The 17,695-nt window shown below is 62.6% G+C and carries 19 protein-coding genes; 15 read left to right on the plus strand and 4 right to left on the minus strand.

Features of this window, described 5'->3' with window-relative positions; translation table 11 throughout:
• The first annotated feature begins 168 nt into the window (after window positions 1-168).
• From clpS to FY036_RS07045, 5 genes are all read left to right on the plus strand, one after another.
• Window positions 169-519, plus strand: coding sequence for an ATP-dependent Clp protease adapter ClpS (clpS, locus tag FY036_RS07025; RefSeq protein ID WP_407941136.1), 351 nt, complete (start codon window positions 169-171; stop codon window positions 517-519).
• Window positions 520-527: 8 nt separating this feature from the next.
• Window positions 528-2,990 carry an ATP-dependent Clp protease ATP-binding subunit ClpA gene (clpA, locus tag FY036_RS07030; RefSeq protein ID WP_148914002.1) on the plus strand — a complete coding sequence of 821 codons (2,463 nt, stop codon included), beginning with the start codon at window positions 528-530 and terminating at the stop codon, window positions 2,988-2,990.
• Between the two features lie 60 nt (window positions 2,991-3,050).
• A complete protein-coding gene (locus tag FY036_RS07035; RefSeq protein ID WP_148914003.1) occupies window positions 3,051-3,344 on the plus strand; it encodes a hypothetical protein in 294 nt (97 codons plus the stop codon).
• Between the two features lie 78 nt (window positions 3,345-3,422).
• Window positions 3,423-4,172, plus strand: coding sequence for an AzlC family ABC transporter permease (locus tag FY036_RS07040; protein ID WP_235897570.1), 750 nt, complete (start codon window positions 3,423-3,425; stop codon window positions 4,170-4,172).
• Window positions 4,169-4,528, plus strand: a complete 360-nt coding sequence (locus FY036_RS07045) for an AzlD domain-containing protein (RefSeq protein WP_148914004.1) — start codon at window positions 4,169-4,171, stop codon at window positions 4,526-4,528. Before FY036_RS07040 ends, FY036_RS07045 begins: the two co-directional genes overlap by 4 nt.
• Here FY036_RS07045 and FY036_RS07050 read toward each other — a convergent pair whose 3' ends face one another.
• From FY036_RS07050 to FY036_RS07065, 4 genes are all read right to left on the minus strand, one after another.
• Window positions 4,529-4,960: an HIT family protein gene (locus FY036_RS07050; RefSeq protein WP_148914005.1), complete on the minus strand. Its 432-nt coding sequence runs from the start codon at window positions 4,958-4,960 to the stop codon at window positions 4,529-4,531. It lies immediately after the preceding gene.
• Between the two features lie 74 nt (window positions 4,961-5,034).
• Window positions 5,035-6,171 carry a GNAT family N-acetyltransferase gene (locus tag FY036_RS07055; RefSeq protein ID WP_407941137.1) on the minus strand — a complete coding sequence of 379 codons (1,137 nt, stop codon included), beginning with the start codon at window positions 6,169-6,171 and terminating at the stop codon, window positions 5,035-5,037.
• Window positions 6,172-6,302: 131 nt separating this feature from the next.
• Window positions 6,303-7,013: a glycerophosphodiester phosphodiesterase gene (locus tag FY036_RS07060; protein WP_148914007.1), complete on the minus strand. Its 711-nt coding sequence runs from the start codon at window positions 7,011-7,013 to the stop codon at window positions 6,303-6,305.
• Window positions 7,014-7,021: 8 nt separating this feature from the next.
• A complete protein-coding gene (locus FY036_RS07065; RefSeq protein WP_148914008.1) occupies window positions 7,022-7,486 on the minus strand; it encodes a RidA family protein in 465 nt (154 codons plus the stop codon).
• A 124-nt stretch (window positions 7,487-7,610) separates the two neighbouring features.
• Here FY036_RS07065 and FY036_RS07070 point away from each other — a divergent pair, with 124 nt between their 5' ends.
• From FY036_RS07070 to bamA, 10 genes are all read left to right on the plus strand, one after another.
• A complete protein-coding gene (locus tag FY036_RS07070) occupies window positions 7,611-8,444 on the plus strand; it encodes a cell envelope integrity EipB family protein (RefSeq protein ID WP_148914009.1) in 834 nt (277 codons plus the stop codon).
• Between the two features lie 16 nt (window positions 8,445-8,460).
• Window positions 8,461-8,751, plus strand: coding sequence for a DUF4031 domain-containing protein (locus FY036_RS07075; RefSeq protein ID WP_407941138.1), 291 nt, complete (start codon window positions 8,461-8,463; stop codon window positions 8,749-8,751).
• A 173-nt stretch (window positions 8,752-8,924) separates the two neighbouring features.
• Window positions 8,925-9,707 (plus strand): 30S ribosomal protein S2, encoded by a 783-nt coding sequence (rpsB, locus tag FY036_RS07080; RefSeq protein ID WP_148914011.1) that lies wholly within the window; start codon window positions 8,925-8,927, stop codon window positions 9,705-9,707.
• Between the two features lie 106 nt (window positions 9,708-9,813).
• Complete coding sequence (gene tsf, locus FY036_RS07085) at window positions 9,814-10,737, plus strand: translation elongation factor Ts (protein ID WP_148914012.1); 924 nt, start codon at window positions 9,814-9,816, stop codon at window positions 10,735-10,737.
• A gap of 94 nt (window positions 10,738-10,831) precedes the next feature.
• Window positions 10,832-11,554, plus strand: a complete 723-nt coding sequence (pyrH, locus tag FY036_RS07090) for a UMP kinase (RefSeq protein ID WP_148914013.1) — start codon at window positions 10,832-10,834, stop codon at window positions 11,552-11,554.
• A 60-nt stretch (window positions 11,555-11,614) separates the two neighbouring features.
• A complete protein-coding gene (gene frr / locus FY036_RS07095; protein WP_148914014.1) occupies window positions 11,615-12,175 on the plus strand; it encodes a ribosome recycling factor in 561 nt (186 codons plus the stop codon).
• A gap of 54 nt (window positions 12,176-12,229) precedes the next feature.
• Window positions 12,230-12,946: an isoprenyl transferase gene (locus FY036_RS07100; protein ID WP_148914015.1), complete on the plus strand. Its 717-nt coding sequence runs from the start codon at window positions 12,230-12,232 to the stop codon at window positions 12,944-12,946.
• The gene (locus FY036_RS07105; RefSeq protein ID WP_148914016.1) at window positions 12,943-13,779 is read left to right on the plus strand and encodes a phosphatidate cytidylyltransferase; all 837 of its coding nucleotides are present in this window, start codon (window positions 12,943-12,945) and stop codon (window positions 13,777-13,779) included. Before FY036_RS07100 ends, FY036_RS07105 begins: the two co-directional genes overlap by 4 nt.
• Window positions 13,780-13,900: 121 nt before the next feature.
• Complete coding sequence (rseP, locus tag FY036_RS07110; protein ID WP_148914017.1) at window positions 13,901-15,043, plus strand: RIP metalloprotease RseP; 1,143 nt, start codon at window positions 13,901-13,903, stop codon at window positions 15,041-15,043.
• A 219-nt stretch (window positions 15,044-15,262) separates the two neighbouring features.
• Complete coding sequence (bamA, locus tag FY036_RS07115; RefSeq protein ID WP_148914018.1) at window positions 15,263-17,665, plus strand: outer membrane protein assembly factor BamA; 2,403 nt, start codon at window positions 15,263-15,265, stop codon at window positions 17,663-17,665.
• The last annotated feature ends 30 nt before the right edge of the window (window positions 17,666-17,695 follow it).

Below are 17,695 nucleotides of genomic sequence, written 5' to 3' on the forward strand. Positions count from 1 at the left end.
CTGGATCGGTGCAACCAACCGGATGCCGCGGAATTACGCAGCGGAAGGTGGTCTGCGTATTGTCAGCAGGAAAGAAGGCCTTAAAATTCCATGACGAATGCCTACATGTCGTGCCTTGAAGGAAGCGCGCGAAAAGTGAAGGATGCGGTGATCAGCGGCGGGGAAACGATGTTCGACTTCGCGGCGAGAATGCAGGGTGACGACGACCGTGCCAATGGTCCCGGTCGTGGGACAGCGGTCATCACACGCACCAAGACGAAAACGAAAAAGCCTTCGCTCTACCGCGTGCTCATCCTCAACGACGACTACACCCCCATGGAATTCGTGGTCCACGTGCTGGAGCGTTTCTTCCAGAAGGATCGCGAGGCAGCGACACGCATCATGCTGCATGTTCACAATCACGGTGTCGGCGAATGTGGGGTCTATACATACGAAGTGGCCGAGACCAAAGTGACACAGGTCATGGATTTCGCCCGACAGCACCAGCATCCGCTGCAATGCGTGATGGAAAAGAAATGAGGTTCTGAATGCCGGCTTTCTCGCAAGGCCTCGAACGTGCACTCCACCAGGCGCTCACTTTCGCAAACGAGCGCCATCACGAATACGCGACACTCGAGCATCTGCTGCTCGCACTGCTCGACGATGGCGACGCTGCCGCGGTCATGCGCGCCTGCAACGTCAATCTCGATGAACTGAAGCAGACGGTCGTCACCTACATCGATACCGAACTCGACAATCTCGTCACGGGCTACGACGAAGATTCTAAGCCTACCGCAGGTTTCCAACGCGTCATCCAGCGCGCGGTCATCCATGTCCAGTCATCCGGCCGGGAGGAAGTATCGGGCGCCAACGTGCTCGTCGCGATCTTCGCGGAGCGCGAGAGCCATGCTGCATACTTCCTGCAGGAACAGCAAATGACCCGCTACGATGCGGTCAACTACATCAGCCACGGCATTGCCAAGCGGCCCGGCTCTTCCGAATCGCGTGCGCCGCGCGGTGCCGAGGAAGAGCAGCCCGGACAGCAGGGCGGGGAGGGCGAGGAGCCCGGCAAGAAGAAGCAGCAGGACGCTCTGACGGCCTACTGCGTCAACCTCAATGTCAAGGCGCGCCAGGGCAAGATCGATCCACTGATCGGTCGCGCGAGCGAGATCAACCGTACGATCCAGGTGCTGTGCCGTCGGTCCAAGAACAACCCGCTCTATGTCGGCGACCCCGGCGTCGGCAAGACTGCCATCGCGGAAGGTCTGGCCAAGCGGATCATCGAGGGCGACGTGCCGGAGGTGCTGCATGATGCGACCATCTTTGCGCTCGACATGGGCACGCTCCTTGCCGGCACCCGCTATCGCGGCGACTTCGAGGAGCGTCTGAAGCAGGTGGTGAAGGAGCTGGAGGATTATCCCGGCGCGATCCTGTTCATCGACGAAATCCACACCGTTATCGGTGCGGGCGCGACCTCGGGCGGCGCGATGGATGCGTCCAACCTGCTCAAGCCGGCGCTCTCGTCGGGCGCTATCCGTTGCATCGGATCGACCACCTACAAGGAGTTCCGCCAGTTCTTCGAGAAGGACAGGGCGCTGGTTCGTCGGTTCCAGAAGATCGACGTCAACGAGCCGACGGTCGAAGACGCGATCGAGATCATGAAGGGCCTGAAGCCGTACTTCGAGGACTTCCACAAGGTGAAGTACACGAACGAGGCGATCAAGGCGGCGGTGGAACTGTCGTCGCGCTACATCAACGACCGCAAGCTGCCCGACAAGGCGATCGACGTGATCGACGAGACGGGTGCGTCGCAGATGCTCCTGCCCGAGGGGAAGCGCAAGAAGACCATCAGCGTCAAGGAGATCGAGGCGACCGTGGCCACCATGGCGCGCATCCCGCCCAAGACGGTTTCGGCCGACGACGAGAAGGTGCTCGCCGGGCTCGAAACCGAGCTCAAGCGCGTGGTTTACGGCCAGGATACCGCGATCACCGCGCTGTCGTCCGCGATCAAGCTGGCGCGAGCCGGCCTGCGCGAGCCCGACAAGCCGATCGGCTCCTACCTGTTCTCCGGCCCCACGGGCGTCGGCAAGACGGAAGTGGCCAAGCAGCTTGCGGCGTCGCTTGGCGTCGAACTGCTGCGCTTCGACATGTCGGAGTACATGGAGCGGCACACGGTGTCGCGTCTCATCGGCGCGCCTCCCGGCTATGTCGGGTTCGATCAGGGCGGCCTGCTGACGGATGGCGTGGACCAGCATCCGCACTGCGTGCTTCTGCTCGACGAGATCGAGAAGGCGCATCCGGATCTGTTCAACATCCTCCTGCAGGTGATGGACCACGGCAAGCTGACCGACCACAACGGCAAGCAGATCGACTTCCGCAACGTGATCCTCATCATGACCACGAATGCGGGCGCGTCGGATCTTGCCAAGGCGGCCATCGGCTTTGGTTCGTCGAAGCGCGAAGGCGACGACATGGAGGCGATCAACCGCCTCTTCACGCCGGAGTTCCGCAATCGCCTCGACGCGATCATCCCGTTTGGATCGCTGCCGGTGCCCGTCATCCATCAGGTGGTGCAGAAGTTCGTGATGCAGCTCGAGGCCCAGCTGGCCGAGCGCCGCGTGACCTTCGAACTGACGCCTGAAGCCATCGCGTGGCTGGCAGACAAGGGCTATGACGAGCGCATGGGTGCGCGGCCGCTCGGTCGCGTGATCCAGGAGCACATCAAGAAGCCGCTCGCCGACGAGGTACTGTTCGGAAGGCTGCGAAAGGGCGGCACGGTGCGCGTCTCCGTCATCAGGACCGAGGCCGGCATCGAGGTGCTCAATCTCGAGGCTCTCGCCGACGAGACCCCGGTGAAGCCGAAGAAGGAAGAGCCGGAAGATCGGCCTGTGAAGCGCAAGGCGAAGAAGGCTCCTGCCAAGGCTGCACCCAAGGCGAAAGCCGCCAAGGCCGAACCGAAGGACAAGCAGCCGCCGAAGCGCAGCATCGTCCCGCAGCTTCCGCGCAAATAGCGCGGCGGATGCGGGGAGGGGACGATGGCCGCTAGCGAACAACATGCCGGCAGGGGTTGGATGCTTTTCCTTCTCCTGTCCGGCTACCTTATCGTGACATTTCTCTATCGCGCGTTCGTGACTGGCGGAAGCTGGCCGCCTTCGCCCTGGCACTACGTGTCCATGGGCTTGACGATGATCCTAATCGCCGGTCTCGTCGGGCAAAAGGCGGTCGTGTCGGCCTCGCTTGCCGGAGACGATCCGAAGCGCCGGTGGATCACGCCGCTGTTCGTGGCGGGCATGGTTTCGGGTTTCGGTTCGCTGCTCATAAGGCTCACAAGCGAGCAGGCATGGTGGACCGGGCATCTCAACTGAAGGTTTCGGTATCAAAGATCGACTGACCTGCGAAGGAGTGTCGCGCAGGACGGAACCCTATGCTATCGGCCATAGGACATGGCCGAACCTGCTCCGCATTCTCCTCCCAACGCTTCCGACTACCGCCGCTGGTTTTTCAAAGGCGTAGTGGCTTGCGTTTCGATCCCCGCCCTCATCCTCATGAGCGCCTTCGTGGGTTTTGCCGGACTGGCGCGTGAAGCGGGAATCACCCTGCCGCAGGCGGTGTTCATGGTCGGCGTCGTGTGGGCGCTGCCCGCCAAGGTGGTGCTGATCGGCGCGATCCTGGCTGGAAGCTCGTTGCCTGCCGCCGCATTCGCCGTCGCGCTCTCATCGGTGCGCTTGACCCCGATGGTGGTCGTGCTGGTACCGGAACTGCGCACCGAGAAGACGCGGCCCTGGGTGCTTTATCTGCTGTCGCAATTCGTTGCGGTGACATCCTGGGTGCTGGCGATGGAGCGCCTTCGCGAGGTGCCGCGCGACATGCGGACGGCATGGTATGCAGGGCTGGGCGGAACGCTGGTCGGCGTCAACATGCTGGTCGTCACGGTGATGTACGTGGTAGCCGGCAGCCTGTCGCCAACCCTGTCGGCCGCGCTGCTGATGCTGACGCCGATCTATTTCCTCACTTCGCTGTGGGGCTCGGCCCGCGAAAGCGCCAGCCATTTCGCGATGATCTTCGGGCTCGTGCTCGGGCCGGTCTTTCACGTTCTGCTGCCGGGCTTCGACCTGCTTGCAGCCGGCGTGATCGGCGGTGTGGGCGCATTCCTGATCCACAGGCTTCGCAAAGGGAAGGGCGCACCATCATGACATTCGACGCGCTCGACACCTGGTGGTGGCCGTATCTTTTCATTCTCATCGCCGGATGGTTCGCGACCAACGCGTGGCGGTTTCTCGGCGTCTATCTCGGTGGCCGGTTGCGCGAGGATACCGACGCGCTGGTGATGGTGCGGGCACTCGCAACCGCACTCGTGGCGGCGGTGATAGGCAACCTCATCGTGTTTCCGAGCGGCGCGCTCGCCGCCGCGCCGATGGCCCTGCGCATGTTCGCGGCAGCGGCCGGGTTCGCCACCTATCTGCTGGTGCGCAAGAGCGTCGTGGCCGGCATTCTCGCGGCCGAGGCCGTGCTGATAACGGGCCTCTATTTGATCGGATTCGACGGCTGACTAGGCGGCCAGCGCGGCCCTGATCTTTTCTGCGTTGGCAGCAAGGACGCCCGGATCTTCCATCTGCCCGGTATGCGGCTTGAGACTCACACCTTCGAAACGGGGAATGATGTGGACGTGAAGGTGAAAGACGACTTGTCCGCCCGCAGGCTCGTTGAACTGCTGGACGGTCACACCGTCGGCGGAGAACGCCTTCACCACGGCGCGCGCCAGCTTCTGCGTCGTAGCCATGACGGCGGCGAGGCTATCCGCCTCAACATCCAGGATATTGCGAGAGGGCTGCTTGGGGATCACGAGACAGTGGCCGTCGCCGCGCGGCATGATGTCCATGAACGCGAATGTAGCGTCGTCCTCGTAGAGCTTGTGGGCGGGTAGTTCGCCGCGAAGGATTTTGGCGAAGACGTTGTCGTTGTCGTAGGCGGCCTTGCTCATGTCTTCCTCGATATGCGCGATTGTCGGCGCATGTTTCGGCGTTCGCGCCGTCAAGGTCAACCTGCGGCGGCGGCTCAGCCTCTCCTGAACGGAGCGCGCTCTTCCAGATATTCGCCGATCTCCTCCACCTCGCGACGCTCGCGGCGCAGGTAATCCGCGACGGCGTTGCGCAGGCCGGGATGCGCGATGTGGTGGGCGGAATGGGTCGTGACCGGCAGATAGCCGCGCGCCAGCTTGTGTTCGCCCTGCGCGCCTGCCTCCACGACCTTCAGTCCGTTCGCGATAGCGAAGTCGATTGCCTGATGGTAGCAGACCTCGAAGTGCAGAAACGGATGATCCTCCACGCAACCCCAGTTGCGGCCATAGAGAGTGTCCGCCCCGATGAAGTTGATTGCCCCGGCTATGTATCGGCCATCGCGACGCGCCATCACCAGAAGGATATCGTCGGCCATACGTTCGCCGACGAGCGAGAAGAATTTGCGATTGAGATATGGCCGGCCCCATTTGCGCCCGCCGGTGTCCATGTAGAAGGCGTAGAAGTCGTCCCACACCGCCTCAGTCAGGTCGCGGCCGGTCAGCCATTCGATCCCGATGCCGGGGGCAAGCGCCTCGCGTCGCTCGCGCTTCAGCGCCTTGCGCTTGCGTGAGGCGAGAGTGTCGAGAAAATCCTCGTAGCTGCCGTAGCCCTCGTTGAAGAAATGGAACTGCTGATCGGTGCGGTGCAGGAAACCTGCCTGCGTCAGATTTTCGATGTCCACTTCTTGCGCGAAAGTGACGTGCACAGAGGAAGTGCCGAGCCTGTCGTTAAGCGCCTTGAGCCCCTCGGCGAGCGCCATGCGCGTGGTCGAAGCATTGCCCGTCAGCGCGGTGAGCAGGCGCGGTCCTGCCGCTGGCGTGAACGGCACCGACGCCTGCAGCTTAGGATAGTAGCGCCCGCCGGCGCGCTCGAAAGCGTCTGCCCACCCATGGTCGAAGACATATTCACCCTGGCTATGGTTCTTCAGATAGCAAGGTACCGCGCCGACGAGCTTCCCGTCGGGCCCCTCCAGCCGCAGATGCTGCCCAAGCCAGCCTGTCTGCATCGTCGCGCAGCCGCTCTCCTCAAGCGAAAGCAGGAAGGCGTGCGAAACGAACGGGTTGTAGGGGGTGCTGGAATCCCGTCGCGTCGTTCCGCCAAGGGTTCCCCATTCATCCGGTGAAAACGCCGACATGCTCTGGACGACGCGAATAACAAATTCACCATCGTCGGAGTCTGCCTCCCCGTCACGGATGTCGCTCATGCCTTCTAGATACGACACCCATTGTGCGTTGCAAGATCGTGGCGATCACGGTTTCGCAACGCTCAGGCCTCAAAACCCTCGAAGGTCATCTGGTCCGCATGGGCGAACGTCGTGGTGAGGGCCTCGTCGTTGCGTACCGTCCACGTGATGACCGGCATTGCGAGCTTCTCGCGCACGAACGCGACGAACGGATTGGGCAGGTCGTGGACCCCGAACGAAACGAACGAGATCGGATGTGCCAGCATGGAAAAATGCGCTTCCAGATCGGGCATCATGCGGCCGTGGGCGGTCAGGCCGGCGGGAATGCCGGGAGCCTGCGTGGCGAACTGCCGGATCAGCCAGTGATCGAACGACATGATGGCCGCATTGCCCTCATAAACTGCCAGCGCCTCGGCGACCGCTGCAACGAGCCCCTCATCCTTGCCTTCGATACCCTTCAGTTCGATGACGAGCGGGACGCGGCCGCGCACGCGGGCGAGCATCTCGGCCAGCGTCGGCACATGGTCGGTCGTGCCGCCCACCTTCATCTGAGCCAGCTCGCCGGCGGTCTTTTCGAATATGGCACCTTCCTGTCCGCACAGACGCTTTAGCACGCCGTCATGGAAGACCACGGGAACGCCATCCGCTGAAAGATGCACGTCGCACTCGATGGCATAGTTCTTTTCGATCGCGGCATCGAATGCCGACAGCGTGTTCTCCCACCGCGCGTTGTTGAGATCGTGATAGCCGCGATGCGCGATCGGCCGGCTCGTCAGCCAGGAAAGGTCGGTCATGAGGGTGCCTATTTCAGTTCGACGATGGCTTCGATTTCGACGGCCGCGTTCAACGGCAGCACCGCGACACCCACCGCCGAGCGCGCATGCTTGCCGCGCGCCCCCAGCACGTCGGCCAGAAAATCCGACGCGCCGTTAGCGACGAGATGCTGTTCGGTAAAATCGGGTGTCGAAGCCACGAATACCGTGATCTTCACCAGACGGGCGATTCGCTCCAGATCGCCGGTCGCAGCCTGGATTTGGGCGAGGATGTTGATCGCGCACAGCCGGGCCGCCTTCTTGCCGGCATCCGTGTCGAGGTCGCGTCCTAGCAGGCCCGATGCCATCAGCTTGCCTTCCGCCAGTGGCAATTGCCCCGCTGTCAGCAACAGGTTGCCGCTCTGCGCAAACGGCACGTAATTGGCTGCGGGCGCGGCTGCGGCGGGCAGGGTGACGCCCAGCGCGGAGAGGCGGTTTTGGATTGTGTCGCCCATGATCTATTCCTTATGCTGGCAAGCAGGAGAGGACGGCTTGCGAAACGCGCCCTGCTTCTGCCACGAATGTTTCCTGTGGTGAATAGACAGATTGCGGCACGCGCCGCGCTACGGAGAATTGTTCATGCGCATTGCGCGCCTTGCCCTTCCTGCCTTCCTGTCTTTGCCGATGCTCGGCCTCGCCCCCGCGCAGGCCGCTGCCCTGGTGCCGCACCGCGCGGTCTACGATCTCGCGCTGGAGCAGGCCTTCGACCGCTCGGGGATCACGGGTATCAGCGGCCGCATGGTTTATGAGTTCAACGGTTCGGCCTGTGACGGCTACACGGTGACGTTTCGATTCGTGACCCAGATCGAAACGGCTGACAGCGCGCGTATGACCGACCAGCAGACGACCACCTACGAGGACGGGGACGGCGAGAGCTTCAGTTTCGTCACGCGGTCCTTCATCGACGAAGCGCTTCAAAAGGAATTGAAGGGCACCGCGCGGCTGTCGGCTGGCGGCAACCCGGCCGCCACCGTCGTCTCGATCGAGAAGCCCGAGACGCAGGAACTGCAGCTCGAAGCCACCCAGTTTCCAACCCAGCACCTGCTGGAGTTGATCCGCAAGGCCGAGGAAGGCGACAGTTTCTACGAGACGACTTTGTTCGATGGTTCGGAAGACGCCAACAAGGTGATGACGACAACCGTCATCATCGGCAAGGAAGCGCCGGTTCCCGCCAACGACCCGGAAGCCGAAGCAATCGCTCCACTGAGCGACGACGCGTTCTGGCCGGTCGATATCGCCTATTTCGACATGGAAAGCGACGAAGGCGAGGAACTGCCGACCTACCGGATCAGCTTCAAGCTGCACGAGAACGGCGTGACGCGCGATCTCGTGATGGACTACGGCGATTTTTCCATGACCGGTCGGCTGGTCGATCTGTCGCTGTTCGACGCACCTGAAAACTGCGCCGAGTAGTTGCGTGGCGGTCTATGTGGACGAGCCGGTTTGGCCTTGGGCGGGACGCCGATGGTGCCATATGCTTGCCGACGACGAGGCCGAACTGCATCGCTTCGCGGCAAGGATAGGCATCCACCGCCACGCCTATCAGGGGCCGCCGAAGACATCCGCTCCGCACTACGACCTGACCGGGCTGGAGCGGGATCGCGCCGTACGCATGGGTGCGCAGCCCGTCGGGCGCGAGCAGATCGTCGCCGTTTTCCGCCGAGTGCGCGAGCCCCGCAAGAACAAGATGAGACAGCAATTGCCGGCTGCGGCGGAATGACCTGACACCGAGGCGGTTGCGTTTTACCGCCACAGCCTCTATATGCGCGCACATTCCACACACGGGCTTTGGCCTCTGACCGGGAGAAATCCGGCTGAGACCTCCGGTGGCGGAGAGGGGACTGCCCCGATCCGTCGATGGTCCGTGGAGGCAAACCGGAAAAGGAAAAGACAATGGCTCTGCCTGATTACAGCATGCGCCAGCTTCTCGAGGCTGGTGTTCACTTCGGCCACCAGACCCACCGCTGGAACCCGAAAATGGCGCCTTATATCTTTGGCGCCCGCAACAACATCCACATCATCGACCTGTCGCAGACCGTGCCGCTGCTGCACCAGGCGCTCAAGGTCGTGTCCGACACCGTGGCCCGTGGCGGCCGCGTGCTGTTCGTCGGCACCAAGCGTCAGGCGTCCGACATCGTCGCCGATTCGGCTTCGCGCTCCGCGCAGTACTACGTCAATTCGCGCTGGCTCGGCGGCATGCTGACCAACTGGAAGACGATCTCCAACTCGATCTCCCGCCTGCGCAAGCTCGACGAGCTGCTGGCCGGCGAGGCCCAGGGCTTCACCAAGAAGGAGCGCCTGAACCTCGAGCGTGAGCGCGAGAAGCTGGACAAGGCGCTGGGCGGCATCAAGGACATGGGCTCGACGCCGGACCTGATGTTCGTGATCGACACCAACAAGGAAGCGATCGCGATCCAGGAAGCCAAGCGTCTCGGCATCCCGGTTGTTGCGATCATCGATTCCAACTGCGATCCGGACAAGATCGACTACCCGATTCCGGGCAACGACGACGCAGCCCGCGCCATCCAGCTCTATTGCGACCTCATCGCCAAGGCGGCGATCGACGGCATCGCCCGTCAGCAGGGCGCGCTGGGCGTCGATGTCGGCGCTTCGGCCGAGGCTCCCGCGGAGCCTGCACTGGACGAGACGCCCGCCGAGGAAAACAAGGGCGCGTAATCCTGCCGGCCGCGCCAGCGGCCATCACTTTTAACTTTCGGCAGGCGCACCTTGGAAACCCACGGTGCGCCGCGCTTTTTGAACGAACGGAATTGAAGAGGCGACAATGAGCATTTCCGCTGCACAGGTGAAACAGCTCCGCGACATGACCGGCGCGGGCATGATGGACTGCAAGGCAGCCCTGGCCGAGACCAATGGCGACATCGAGGCCGCCGTGGACTGGCTGCGCAAGAAGGGTATCTCCAAGGCTGACAAGAAGGCCGGCCGCACGGCTGCCGAAGGCCTCATCGGCGTCGCTTCGGACGCTTCGGGCGCCGTCGTGGTCGAGGTCAACTCGGAAACCGACTTCGTCGCACGCAACGATGCCTTCCAGGATATCGTGCGCAACGTCGCGCAGGTCGCGCTGACGACCGACGGCACCGTCGATGCGGTTGCTGCGGCAACCTATCCCGCGGGCGAGAAGAGCGTCACCGACACCATCAAGGACGCCGTCGGCACGATCGGCGAGAACATGAGCCTACGCCGTTCGGCAAGGCTCGCGGTATCGTCCGGCGCGGTGGCCACCTACGTGCACAACGCCGTCGTCGATGGCCTCGGCAAGATGGGCGTGCTGGTTGCCGTCGAGACGACCGGTGACGCCGAAGCCGCGCGCGCATTCGGCCGTCAGGTCGCGATGCACGTTGCGGCCACCAACCCGATGGCGCTGACGGCCGAAGAGGTCGACGCGACTGCCGTCGCCCGCGAGAAGGACATCTTCGCCGCGCAGGCCCGCGAGTCGGGCAAGCCCGAGAACATCATCGAAAAGATGGTCGAAGGCCGCATGCGCAAGTTCTACGAGGAAGTCGTGCTGCTGAAGCAGGCTTTCGTGCTGAACCCCGACTTGACGGTCGAGCAGGCGCTGAAGGCTGCCGAGAAGGAGATCGGCGCGGAAGCGAAGATCACCGGCTTCGTCCGCTTTGCACTGGGCGAGGGCATCGAGAAGGAAGAGAGCGACTTCGCAGCCGAGGTCGCGGCCGCAGCCAAGGGCTGAGCCCTTCCTTTCAAACGACTTTCGAAGGGCGTCGCGTGACATCGCGGCGCCCTTCGTGTATCGCAGCTTCGCATCACCCGCAGACGAGGTTTCCATGTCGCCCAAGCCAGCCTATCGCCGTGTCCTGCTGAAAGCCTCCGGCGAGGCGCTGATGGGCGATCAGGGGTTCGGTATCGACGTCTCGGTGGTCGATCGCATTGCCTCCGACATACGCGAGGCACGGCAGATGGGCGTCGAGGTCGGGGTCGTCATCGGCGGCGGCAACATCTTCCGTGGCGTGGCGGTCGCCTCCAAGGGTGGCGACCGGGTCACCGGCGACCACATGGGAATGCTCGCCACCGTCATCAACTCGCTGGCGCTGCGCACCTCGCTGGTCAAGATCGGCGTCGATGCCGTCGTTCTGTCCGCTATCGCGATGCCCGAGCTGTGCGAAAGCTTTTCGCAACGGCAGGCCACGGCCTACATGAACCAGGGCAAGGTGGTCATTTTTGCCGGCGGCACGGGCAACCCGTTCTTCACGACCGATTCGGCCGCGGCCCTTCGTGCAGCCGAAATCGGGGCGGATGCGCTGTTCAAGGGCACGCAGGTGGACGGAGTCTACACGGCCGACCCCAAGAAAGACCCGTCGGCGACACGTTATGAGCGCATCACGCATTCGGATGTGCTTCGCGACGGGCTTTCGATCATGGATGCCGCCGCAATTGCACTTGCGCGCGAGAACCACATTCCGATAATCGTCTATTCGATACATGAAGAGGGCGGTTTTGGCGCCATTCTGCGTGGCGAAGGCCGCTGCACCGTGGTCAGCGACGCCTGAAGGCATCAGCCGAAACAGTCCATACAGTAAAGACCGGCGATGCCGGCAGCGGAGGGTCAGATGAGCATCGGAGTTGATTTCAAGGATATGCAGCGTCGCATGGATGGTGCCATCAGCGCCTTCAAGCACGATCTTGCGTCCCTGCGCACGGGGCGCGCCTCTGCCAACCTGCTCGATCCTATACAGGTACAGGCCTACGGCGCCCCGATGCCGATCAATCAGGTGGCGACCGTCTCGGTGCCCGAGCCACGCATGATCGCCGTATCCGTGTGGGACAAGCAGCTCGTCGGCGCGGTCGATCGTGCAATTCGCGAAAGCAATCTCGGCTTCAACCCCATCGTCGATGGCACCAACCTGCGCATCCCGCTGCCCGAACTCAACGAGCAGCGCCGCAAGGAACTGGTCAAGATCGCGCATCAATATGCCGAAAGCGCCAAGGTTGCCGCCCGCCATGTGCGCCGCGACGGCATGGAGCACGCCAAGAAGGCGGAAAAGGACGGCGAGATCAGCCAGGACGATTCGCGCGTCCAGTCCGAACGGGTCCAGAAACTGACGGACGATACGATCGCTTCCATCGACAGCCTGCTGTCAGAGAAGGAAGCGGAAATCATGCAGGTCTGACTGCGCGCCGGTCAGCCCGGCGGAACATGCGGCCCTGCGGAAAGGAACCGGGATTTGAAGCCCGCCCACATCGCGATCATCATGGACGGCAATGGCCGCTGGGCAAAAGCACGCGGCCTGCCGCGCGCGGCGGGGCATCGCGCAGGCGTGGAGGCGCTGCGGCGCACAGTCAGGGCGGCAGGCGATCTGGGCCTGGAGTGGCTGACGGTCTACGCGTTCTCATCCGAGAACTGGTCACGGCCCAAGTCCGAGGTCAGCGACCTGATGGGGCTGCTGAAGCTTTTCATCCGGCGGGATCTGGCCGAAATTCATCAGGCTGGCGTGCGCGTCCGCATGATAGGCGAACGGGAAAGCCTGGCTTCGGACATCCGCGCGCTGGTGGAGGAAGCCGAGACGCTGACGGCGAAGAATACGGCGATGAACCTCGTCATCGCGTTCAACTACGGTGCGCGCGACGAGATCGCCCGGGCTGCGCAGAAGATGGCGGAGGCGGCTCGCTCGGGCACGCTGGATCCGGCCACGATCACGCCGGAGATGTTCGGCCGGTTTCTCGACACCAAGCTCATTCCCGATCCTGACCTCGTCATCCGTACCAGCGGCGAGATGCGCCTTTCCAATTTCCTGCTCTGGCAGGCTGCCTATGCCGAACTGATCTTCATGCCGTGCTACTGGCCTGATTTCGGCACCGCGCAACTGGAGGAAGCCATCGAAAGCTTCGCCAGCCGCGAGCGCCGATTCGGCGGCGTAACCGCTCGCGACGTCGCGCTATGACGGCCGCTACCGGCCGGAGCAATCTTCAGGAACGCGTCATTTCCGGCGTCGTGCTGATCGTCGCCGTCCTGGCGCTCACATGGGCAGGCGGCATCTGGTTTCGGCTTCTGAGTGCCGCGATCGGCGGCGCGATTCTCTATGAGTGGATGGCGATGGCCCTGCCGCAGCACAGGAGTCCGCACCGGCTTGTGCTGGCGGTGCTGCTGGCGGTGGTGCTGCTCATGCTCGTCGTTGGGATTTCCGGGACGACATTGCTGCTCGCTCTTGCCGCCGCCACCATCCTAGCAGCCACGCACGCCGCCTATGCGAAGGTGGGCTTCTGGCCCGTCGCCGGGCTCGCCTATGCCGGGCTTTCGGCGATCTCGCTTGCGGCGCTTCGAGGCGGCGACTGGGCGGGTCTCGCCGCGACGCTGTTCCTGTTTGCCGTCGTCTGGGCCACCGACATCCTGGCCTATTTCGTCGGCAAGGCTGTGGGCGGGCCCAAGCTCGCGCCTTCGATATCGCCGGGCAAGACATGGAGCGGCGCAATCGGCGGCACCCTGGCCGGTATCGTGGCAGGCGTCATCGTCGCATTGTGGGTCGGCGCGGCTTGGGGCGTGGCCGCAATGCTTGTCACCGGGTTTGCGCTTTCGGTCGTTTCGCAACTCGGCGACTTGTTCGAATCGTCGCTCAAGCGTCGTTTCGGCGCGAAAGATTCCAGCCAGCTGATTCCCGGTCATGGCGGGGTGATGGACCGCGTGGACGGGCTGGTTGCGGCCGCATTCGCGATGTTCGTCATCGGCGCGCTTGCTGCCGGCGTCGATGCGCCGGCGCATGCCTTTTTCGCGCGCTGATCGGAAGCAAGCGCCGCTATGGGCGACGGTGAAAACAATTCGGTCAGTTTCGGACACGGATTCGCCGGTATTTGTGCGGTATGAGGCGAAACGCTGCACGCCAAACGGGTAAGGGACCGTCTTGAACGAATTTATCGCTACATTCTTCAGCCTCGACAACATCATCATCACGACGATCATTCCCTTCCTGTTCGTGCTGACCGTCGTCGTTTTCGTGCATGAGATGGGCCACTATCTCGTCGGACGCTGGTGTGGCATCGGCGTGCGTGAGTTTTCCATCGGCTTCGGGCCGGAGCTCTTCGGCTTCAACGACCGCAAGGGCACGCGCTGGAAACTGTCCGCCGTGCCGCTTGGCGGTTACGTGAAATTCGTCGGCGACATGAGCGTCACCAGCGATCCGTCGAGCCAGGCGGCAAACGAGGCGCTGAGCCCGCAGGAACGCCGCGAATCATTCCATCTCCAACCGGTCTGGAAGCGTGCCGCAACCGTCTTTGCCGGGCCGCTGTTCAACTTCCTGCTGGCTATCGCCGTTTTCTCCGTGATGTTCTCGATCTACGGGCGCTATGTGTCCGAGCCCACGGTGGCCGAGGTGCGTGCCGAAAGCCCGGCAGAGGCTGCCGGCTTCCAGCCTGGCGACCGGTTCGTCTCCGTCAACGGGCGCGGCGTCAGCACGTTCGGCGACGTTCAGCGGATGGTTTCCGGCCGCGCGGGCGACCCCCTCGTATTCGTGATGATGCGCGGCGAAGACGAGGTGACGCTGACAGCTACGCCCGAGATCGTCGAGCAGACCGACGCGCTGGGAAATACTATCCGTGTAGGCGTGATCGGCGTGGTCAACAATGATGAGCTCGGCCAGCCGCGGCACCTGACCTTCAATCCGCTCGAATCGGTCAGCGAGGCGGTGAAGGAAACCGCCTTCATCATAGTGCGCACGGGGCAGTTCCTGCAGCGCTTTGCAGTCGGTCGGGAAGACCGCTGCCAGCTTGGCGGGCCGGTGAAGATCGCCGACATGGCGGGCAGGGCGGCCTCGCTGGGCTTTGAATGGCTGGTGCAGCTAGTGGCGCTGCTTTCAGTGGGTATCGGTTTTCTCAATCTTCTGCCGATTCCGCCTCTCGACGGTGGGCATCTGGTGTTCTATGGCATCGAGGCAGCCGCCGGGCGGCCGGTTTCGGAACGGGTCATGGAGATGATCTACCGAATCGGTCTTCTGCTCGTTCTCGCCTTCATGGTGTTCGTGTTCTGGAACGACCTGTTCGGTTGCTGAAAAGTGAATGAAATGTATGGCTTCGTAAGCAAATTGACCGGTCATTTACCATGGGGCCGATTAAGAGTGACGCGAATGCCACGCTCGGGGATTTAGTAAACGCATATTAACCCGGAGCCTTGCGTGTATGGAAAATACGGGTAATACGGTAGCAGACTTGTCCGCGACGTCCGGATTTCTCGCCGTGGGGACTACGAGAATAAAAGGTTTAAAAGCCCAATGAAGGCAGCTTCCAGTTTGTTGAGCGCCGCTTCGGCGGTGGCCCTCTCGACCGGTGTCGTATTGTCCGGGGCGGGTGCATTGCAGCTCGCAACCCTTTCCGTTGCGCAGGCCGCCGTGGTCAGCAGCATCGAGGTGCGGGGTAACAGCCGGGTCGACGCGGAAACGATCCGTAACTATGTTGCGATCCGTCCGGGTGCAAATTTCACCAGCGGCGACATCGACGAGGCGGTGAAGCGCCTGTTCGCCACAGGCCTGTTCTCCGACGTGCGCATCAACCAGAGCGGCTCGACGCTGGTCATCAGCGTCGATGAGAACGCCATCGTCAACAACGTGCTCTTCCAGGGCAACCGCAAGATCAAGGACGCCGATCTGGCGCGCCAGATTCAGGTGCAGCCGCGCGGTTCCTACTCGACCGCGCTGATGGATGCCGACATCGAGACCATCAAGCAGGCCTATGGCCGCATCGGACGCGACGACGCCGTCGTTACCGGCCAGGTGGTCGATCTCGGCGAAGGTCGCGTCAACGTCGTCTACAACGTGCAGGAAGGTGGGCGCACCAAGATCGCCTCGATCACCTTCGAAGGCAATTCGGCGTTCTCGGACGGCCGTCTTCGCGAGGTCGTCTCGACCAAGCAGTCGAACATCCTGTCCGTTCTTACGCGCAACGACATCTACGACGAAGATCGTCTGCGTGCCGACGAGGAAGCGCTCCGCCGCTTCTATTACAACCGTGGCTATGCCGATTTCCGGGTTCTGTCCTCGGTCGGCCAGTTCGACGAGGCGGCCAACGCCTATCGCATCAGCTTCTCGGTGGACGAAGGGCAGCGCTACACCTTCGGTAATGTCGACGTGGAAAGCACCATCGAAGGCCTGAGCAACGAGCAGCTGCGCGCGCAAGTCAAGTCGCGTCCCGGCTCCTACTACAGCGCGAAGGACGTCGAGGATTCGATCGTCGGTCTTTCGGAGCGCGTTGCTGATCTCGGCTATGCGTTTGCGCAGGTCACGCCGCGCGGCGATCGTAATTTCGAGAACCAGACGATTTCGGTCGTCTACACGATCGATGAGGGTCCGCGCGCCTATATCGAGCGTATCGAAATCCGCGGCAACCAGCGCACCCGCGACTATGTGATCCGTCGCGAGTTCGATGTCAGCGAGGGCGATGCCTTCAATCAGGTTCTCATCCAGCGCGCAAAGCGCCGGTTGGAAGCGCTTGATTTCTTTGAGACGGTGAACATCGCGACCGCACCGGGCTCCGAGCCCGATCAGGTTGTCCTTGTCGTCGACGTGATCGAGAAGTCGACTGGCGAACTGTCCATCGGCGGCGGCTATACCACGGGTTCCGGCCCTACCGCAGGGTTCAGCGTCGAGGGCTCGGTTGCGGAGCGCAACTTCCTCGGCCGCGGCCAGTCGATCCGTCTTGCGGTCGGCGCGGGCAAGAACTCACGCGACTACACGCTGTCGTTTACCGAGCCCTACTTCCTCGGTCGCCGCATCAGCGCCGGCTTCGATATCTATCGCCAGACGCGCGAGTTCAACCAGGGTTACAACAGCGAGCTTACCGGCGGCACGGTGCGTTTCGGCTTGCCGATTACGGAAGCGCTCAGCACACAGCTTGCCTACAATCTGACGCAGGAAAAGTACAAGTATAGCGGCGTCTGCGTCGATGCGAATGGCAATCCCATTCCGAACGACCCCCGGTGTACGCTTTCCGATTATCTGAAGAACGCGATTGAGAACGAAAGCCCGTGGACGAAGTCCTCGGTCAGCGGTTCGCTGATCTTCAACACGATCGACGACATGCGCAACCCGCGTGACGGCCTCTACGCCAACACGACTCTTGAGGTCGCCGGTCTTGGTGGCGATGCGCGCTGGGCGAAGATCACGGCTCGCGGCAGCTACTACCAGACCCTTTCGTCGGAGTTGGACCTGGTCGGCGTGTTGTCTGCCGGTGCAGGCCACATTCAGGCTTATGGCGACAACGACATTCGCGTGTTCGACAATTTCCAGAACAGCGACCGGATGATTCGTGGCTTCAAGAACAACGGCATCGGTCCCTACCAGACCACGACGGACACAAACGGCAATACGGTCTACAACCACCTTGGCGGTACGACGTATTTCAACGCGTCCGCCGAAGCGCAGTTCCCGATGCCGCTGATCCCGACGGGTATCGGCCTTCGCGGTGCGGTTTTCGCAGATGCCGCAACGCTTTACGGTACGAAGCTCTCCGGTTTCGGTCCCATCCAGGGAACCGAGTTGGAATGGCGCGCCTCGGTCGGCGCAAGCCTGATCTGGGCATCGCCCTTCGGTCCGCTGCGCGTCGATTACGCCGTGCCGGTGGTCAAGGAAGAAGGCGACCAGATCCAGAACTTCAGCTTCGGCATCTCGACACGGTTCTGATAAACCGGATACAGGAGAGGGGCCGCTGTG

It is taken from the genome of Neoaquamicrobium microcysteis, assembly GCF_008180155.1.
In the GTDB taxonomy this organism is placed as follows: Bacteria; Pseudomonadota; Alphaproteobacteria; order Rhizobiales; family Rhizobiaceae; genus Aerobium; species Aerobium microcysteis.

What these genes read in the sequence shown, in the direction of transcription:
- clpS (WP_407941136.1), top strand. Translation starts at nt 169, where the DNA reads ATGTTCGACTTCGCGGCGAGAATGCAGGGTGACGACGACCGTGCCAAT.
- clpA (WP_148914002.1), top strand. Translation starts at nt 528, where the DNA reads ATGCCGGCTTTCTCGCAAGGCCTCGAACGTGCACTCCACCAGGCGCTC.
- FY036_RS07035 (WP_148914003.1), top strand. Translation starts at nt 3,051, where the DNA reads ATGCTTTTCCTTCTCCTGTCCGGCTACCTTATCGTGACATTTCTCTAT.
- FY036_RS07040 (WP_235897570.1), top strand. Translation starts at nt 3,423, where the DNA reads ATGGCCGAACCTGCTCCGCATTCTCCTCCCAACGCTTCCGACTACCGC.
- FY036_RS07045 (WP_148914004.1), top strand. Translation starts at nt 4,169, where the DNA reads ATGACATTCGACGCGCTCGACACCTGGTGGTGGCCGTATCTTTTCATT.
- FY036_RS07050 (WP_148914005.1), bottom strand. Translation starts at nt 4,960, where the DNA reads ATGAGCAAGGCCGCCTACGACAACGACAACGTCTTCGCCAAAATCCTT.
- FY036_RS07055 (WP_407941137.1), bottom strand. Translation starts at nt 6,171, where the DNA reads ATGTCGGCGTTTTCACCGGATGAATGGGGAACCCTTGGCGGAACGACG.
- FY036_RS07060 (WP_148914007.1), bottom strand. Translation starts at nt 7,013, where the DNA reads ATGACCGACCTTTCCTGGCTGACGAGCCGGCCGATCGCGCATCGCGGC.
- FY036_RS07065 (WP_148914008.1), bottom strand. Translation starts at nt 7,486, where the DNA reads ATGGGCGACACAATCCAAAACCGCCTCTCCGCGCTGGGCGTCACCCTG.
- FY036_RS07070 (WP_148914009.1), top strand. Translation starts at nt 7,611, where the DNA reads ATGCGCATTGCGCGCCTTGCCCTTCCTGCCTTCCTGTCTTTGCCGATG.
- rpsB (WP_148914011.1), top strand. Translation starts at nt 8,925, where the DNA reads ATGGCTCTGCCTGATTACAGCATGCGCCAGCTTCTCGAGGCTGGTGTT.
- tsf (WP_148914012.1), top strand. Translation starts at nt 9,814, where the DNA reads ATGAGCATTTCCGCTGCACAGGTGAAACAGCTCCGCGACATGACCGGC.
- pyrH (WP_148914013.1), top strand. Translation starts at nt 10,832, where the DNA reads ATGTCGCCCAAGCCAGCCTATCGCCGTGTCCTGCTGAAAGCCTCCGGC.
- frr (WP_148914014.1), top strand. Translation starts at nt 11,615, where the DNA reads ATGAGCATCGGAGTTGATTTCAAGGATATGCAGCGTCGCATGGATGGT.
- FY036_RS07105 (WP_148914016.1), top strand. Translation starts at nt 12,943, where the DNA reads ATGACGGCCGCTACCGGCCGGAGCAATCTTCAGGAACGCGTCATTTCC.
- bamA (WP_148914018.1), top strand. Translation starts at nt 15,263, where the DNA reads ATGAAGGCAGCTTCCAGTTTGTTGAGCGCCGCTTCGGCGGTGGCCCTC.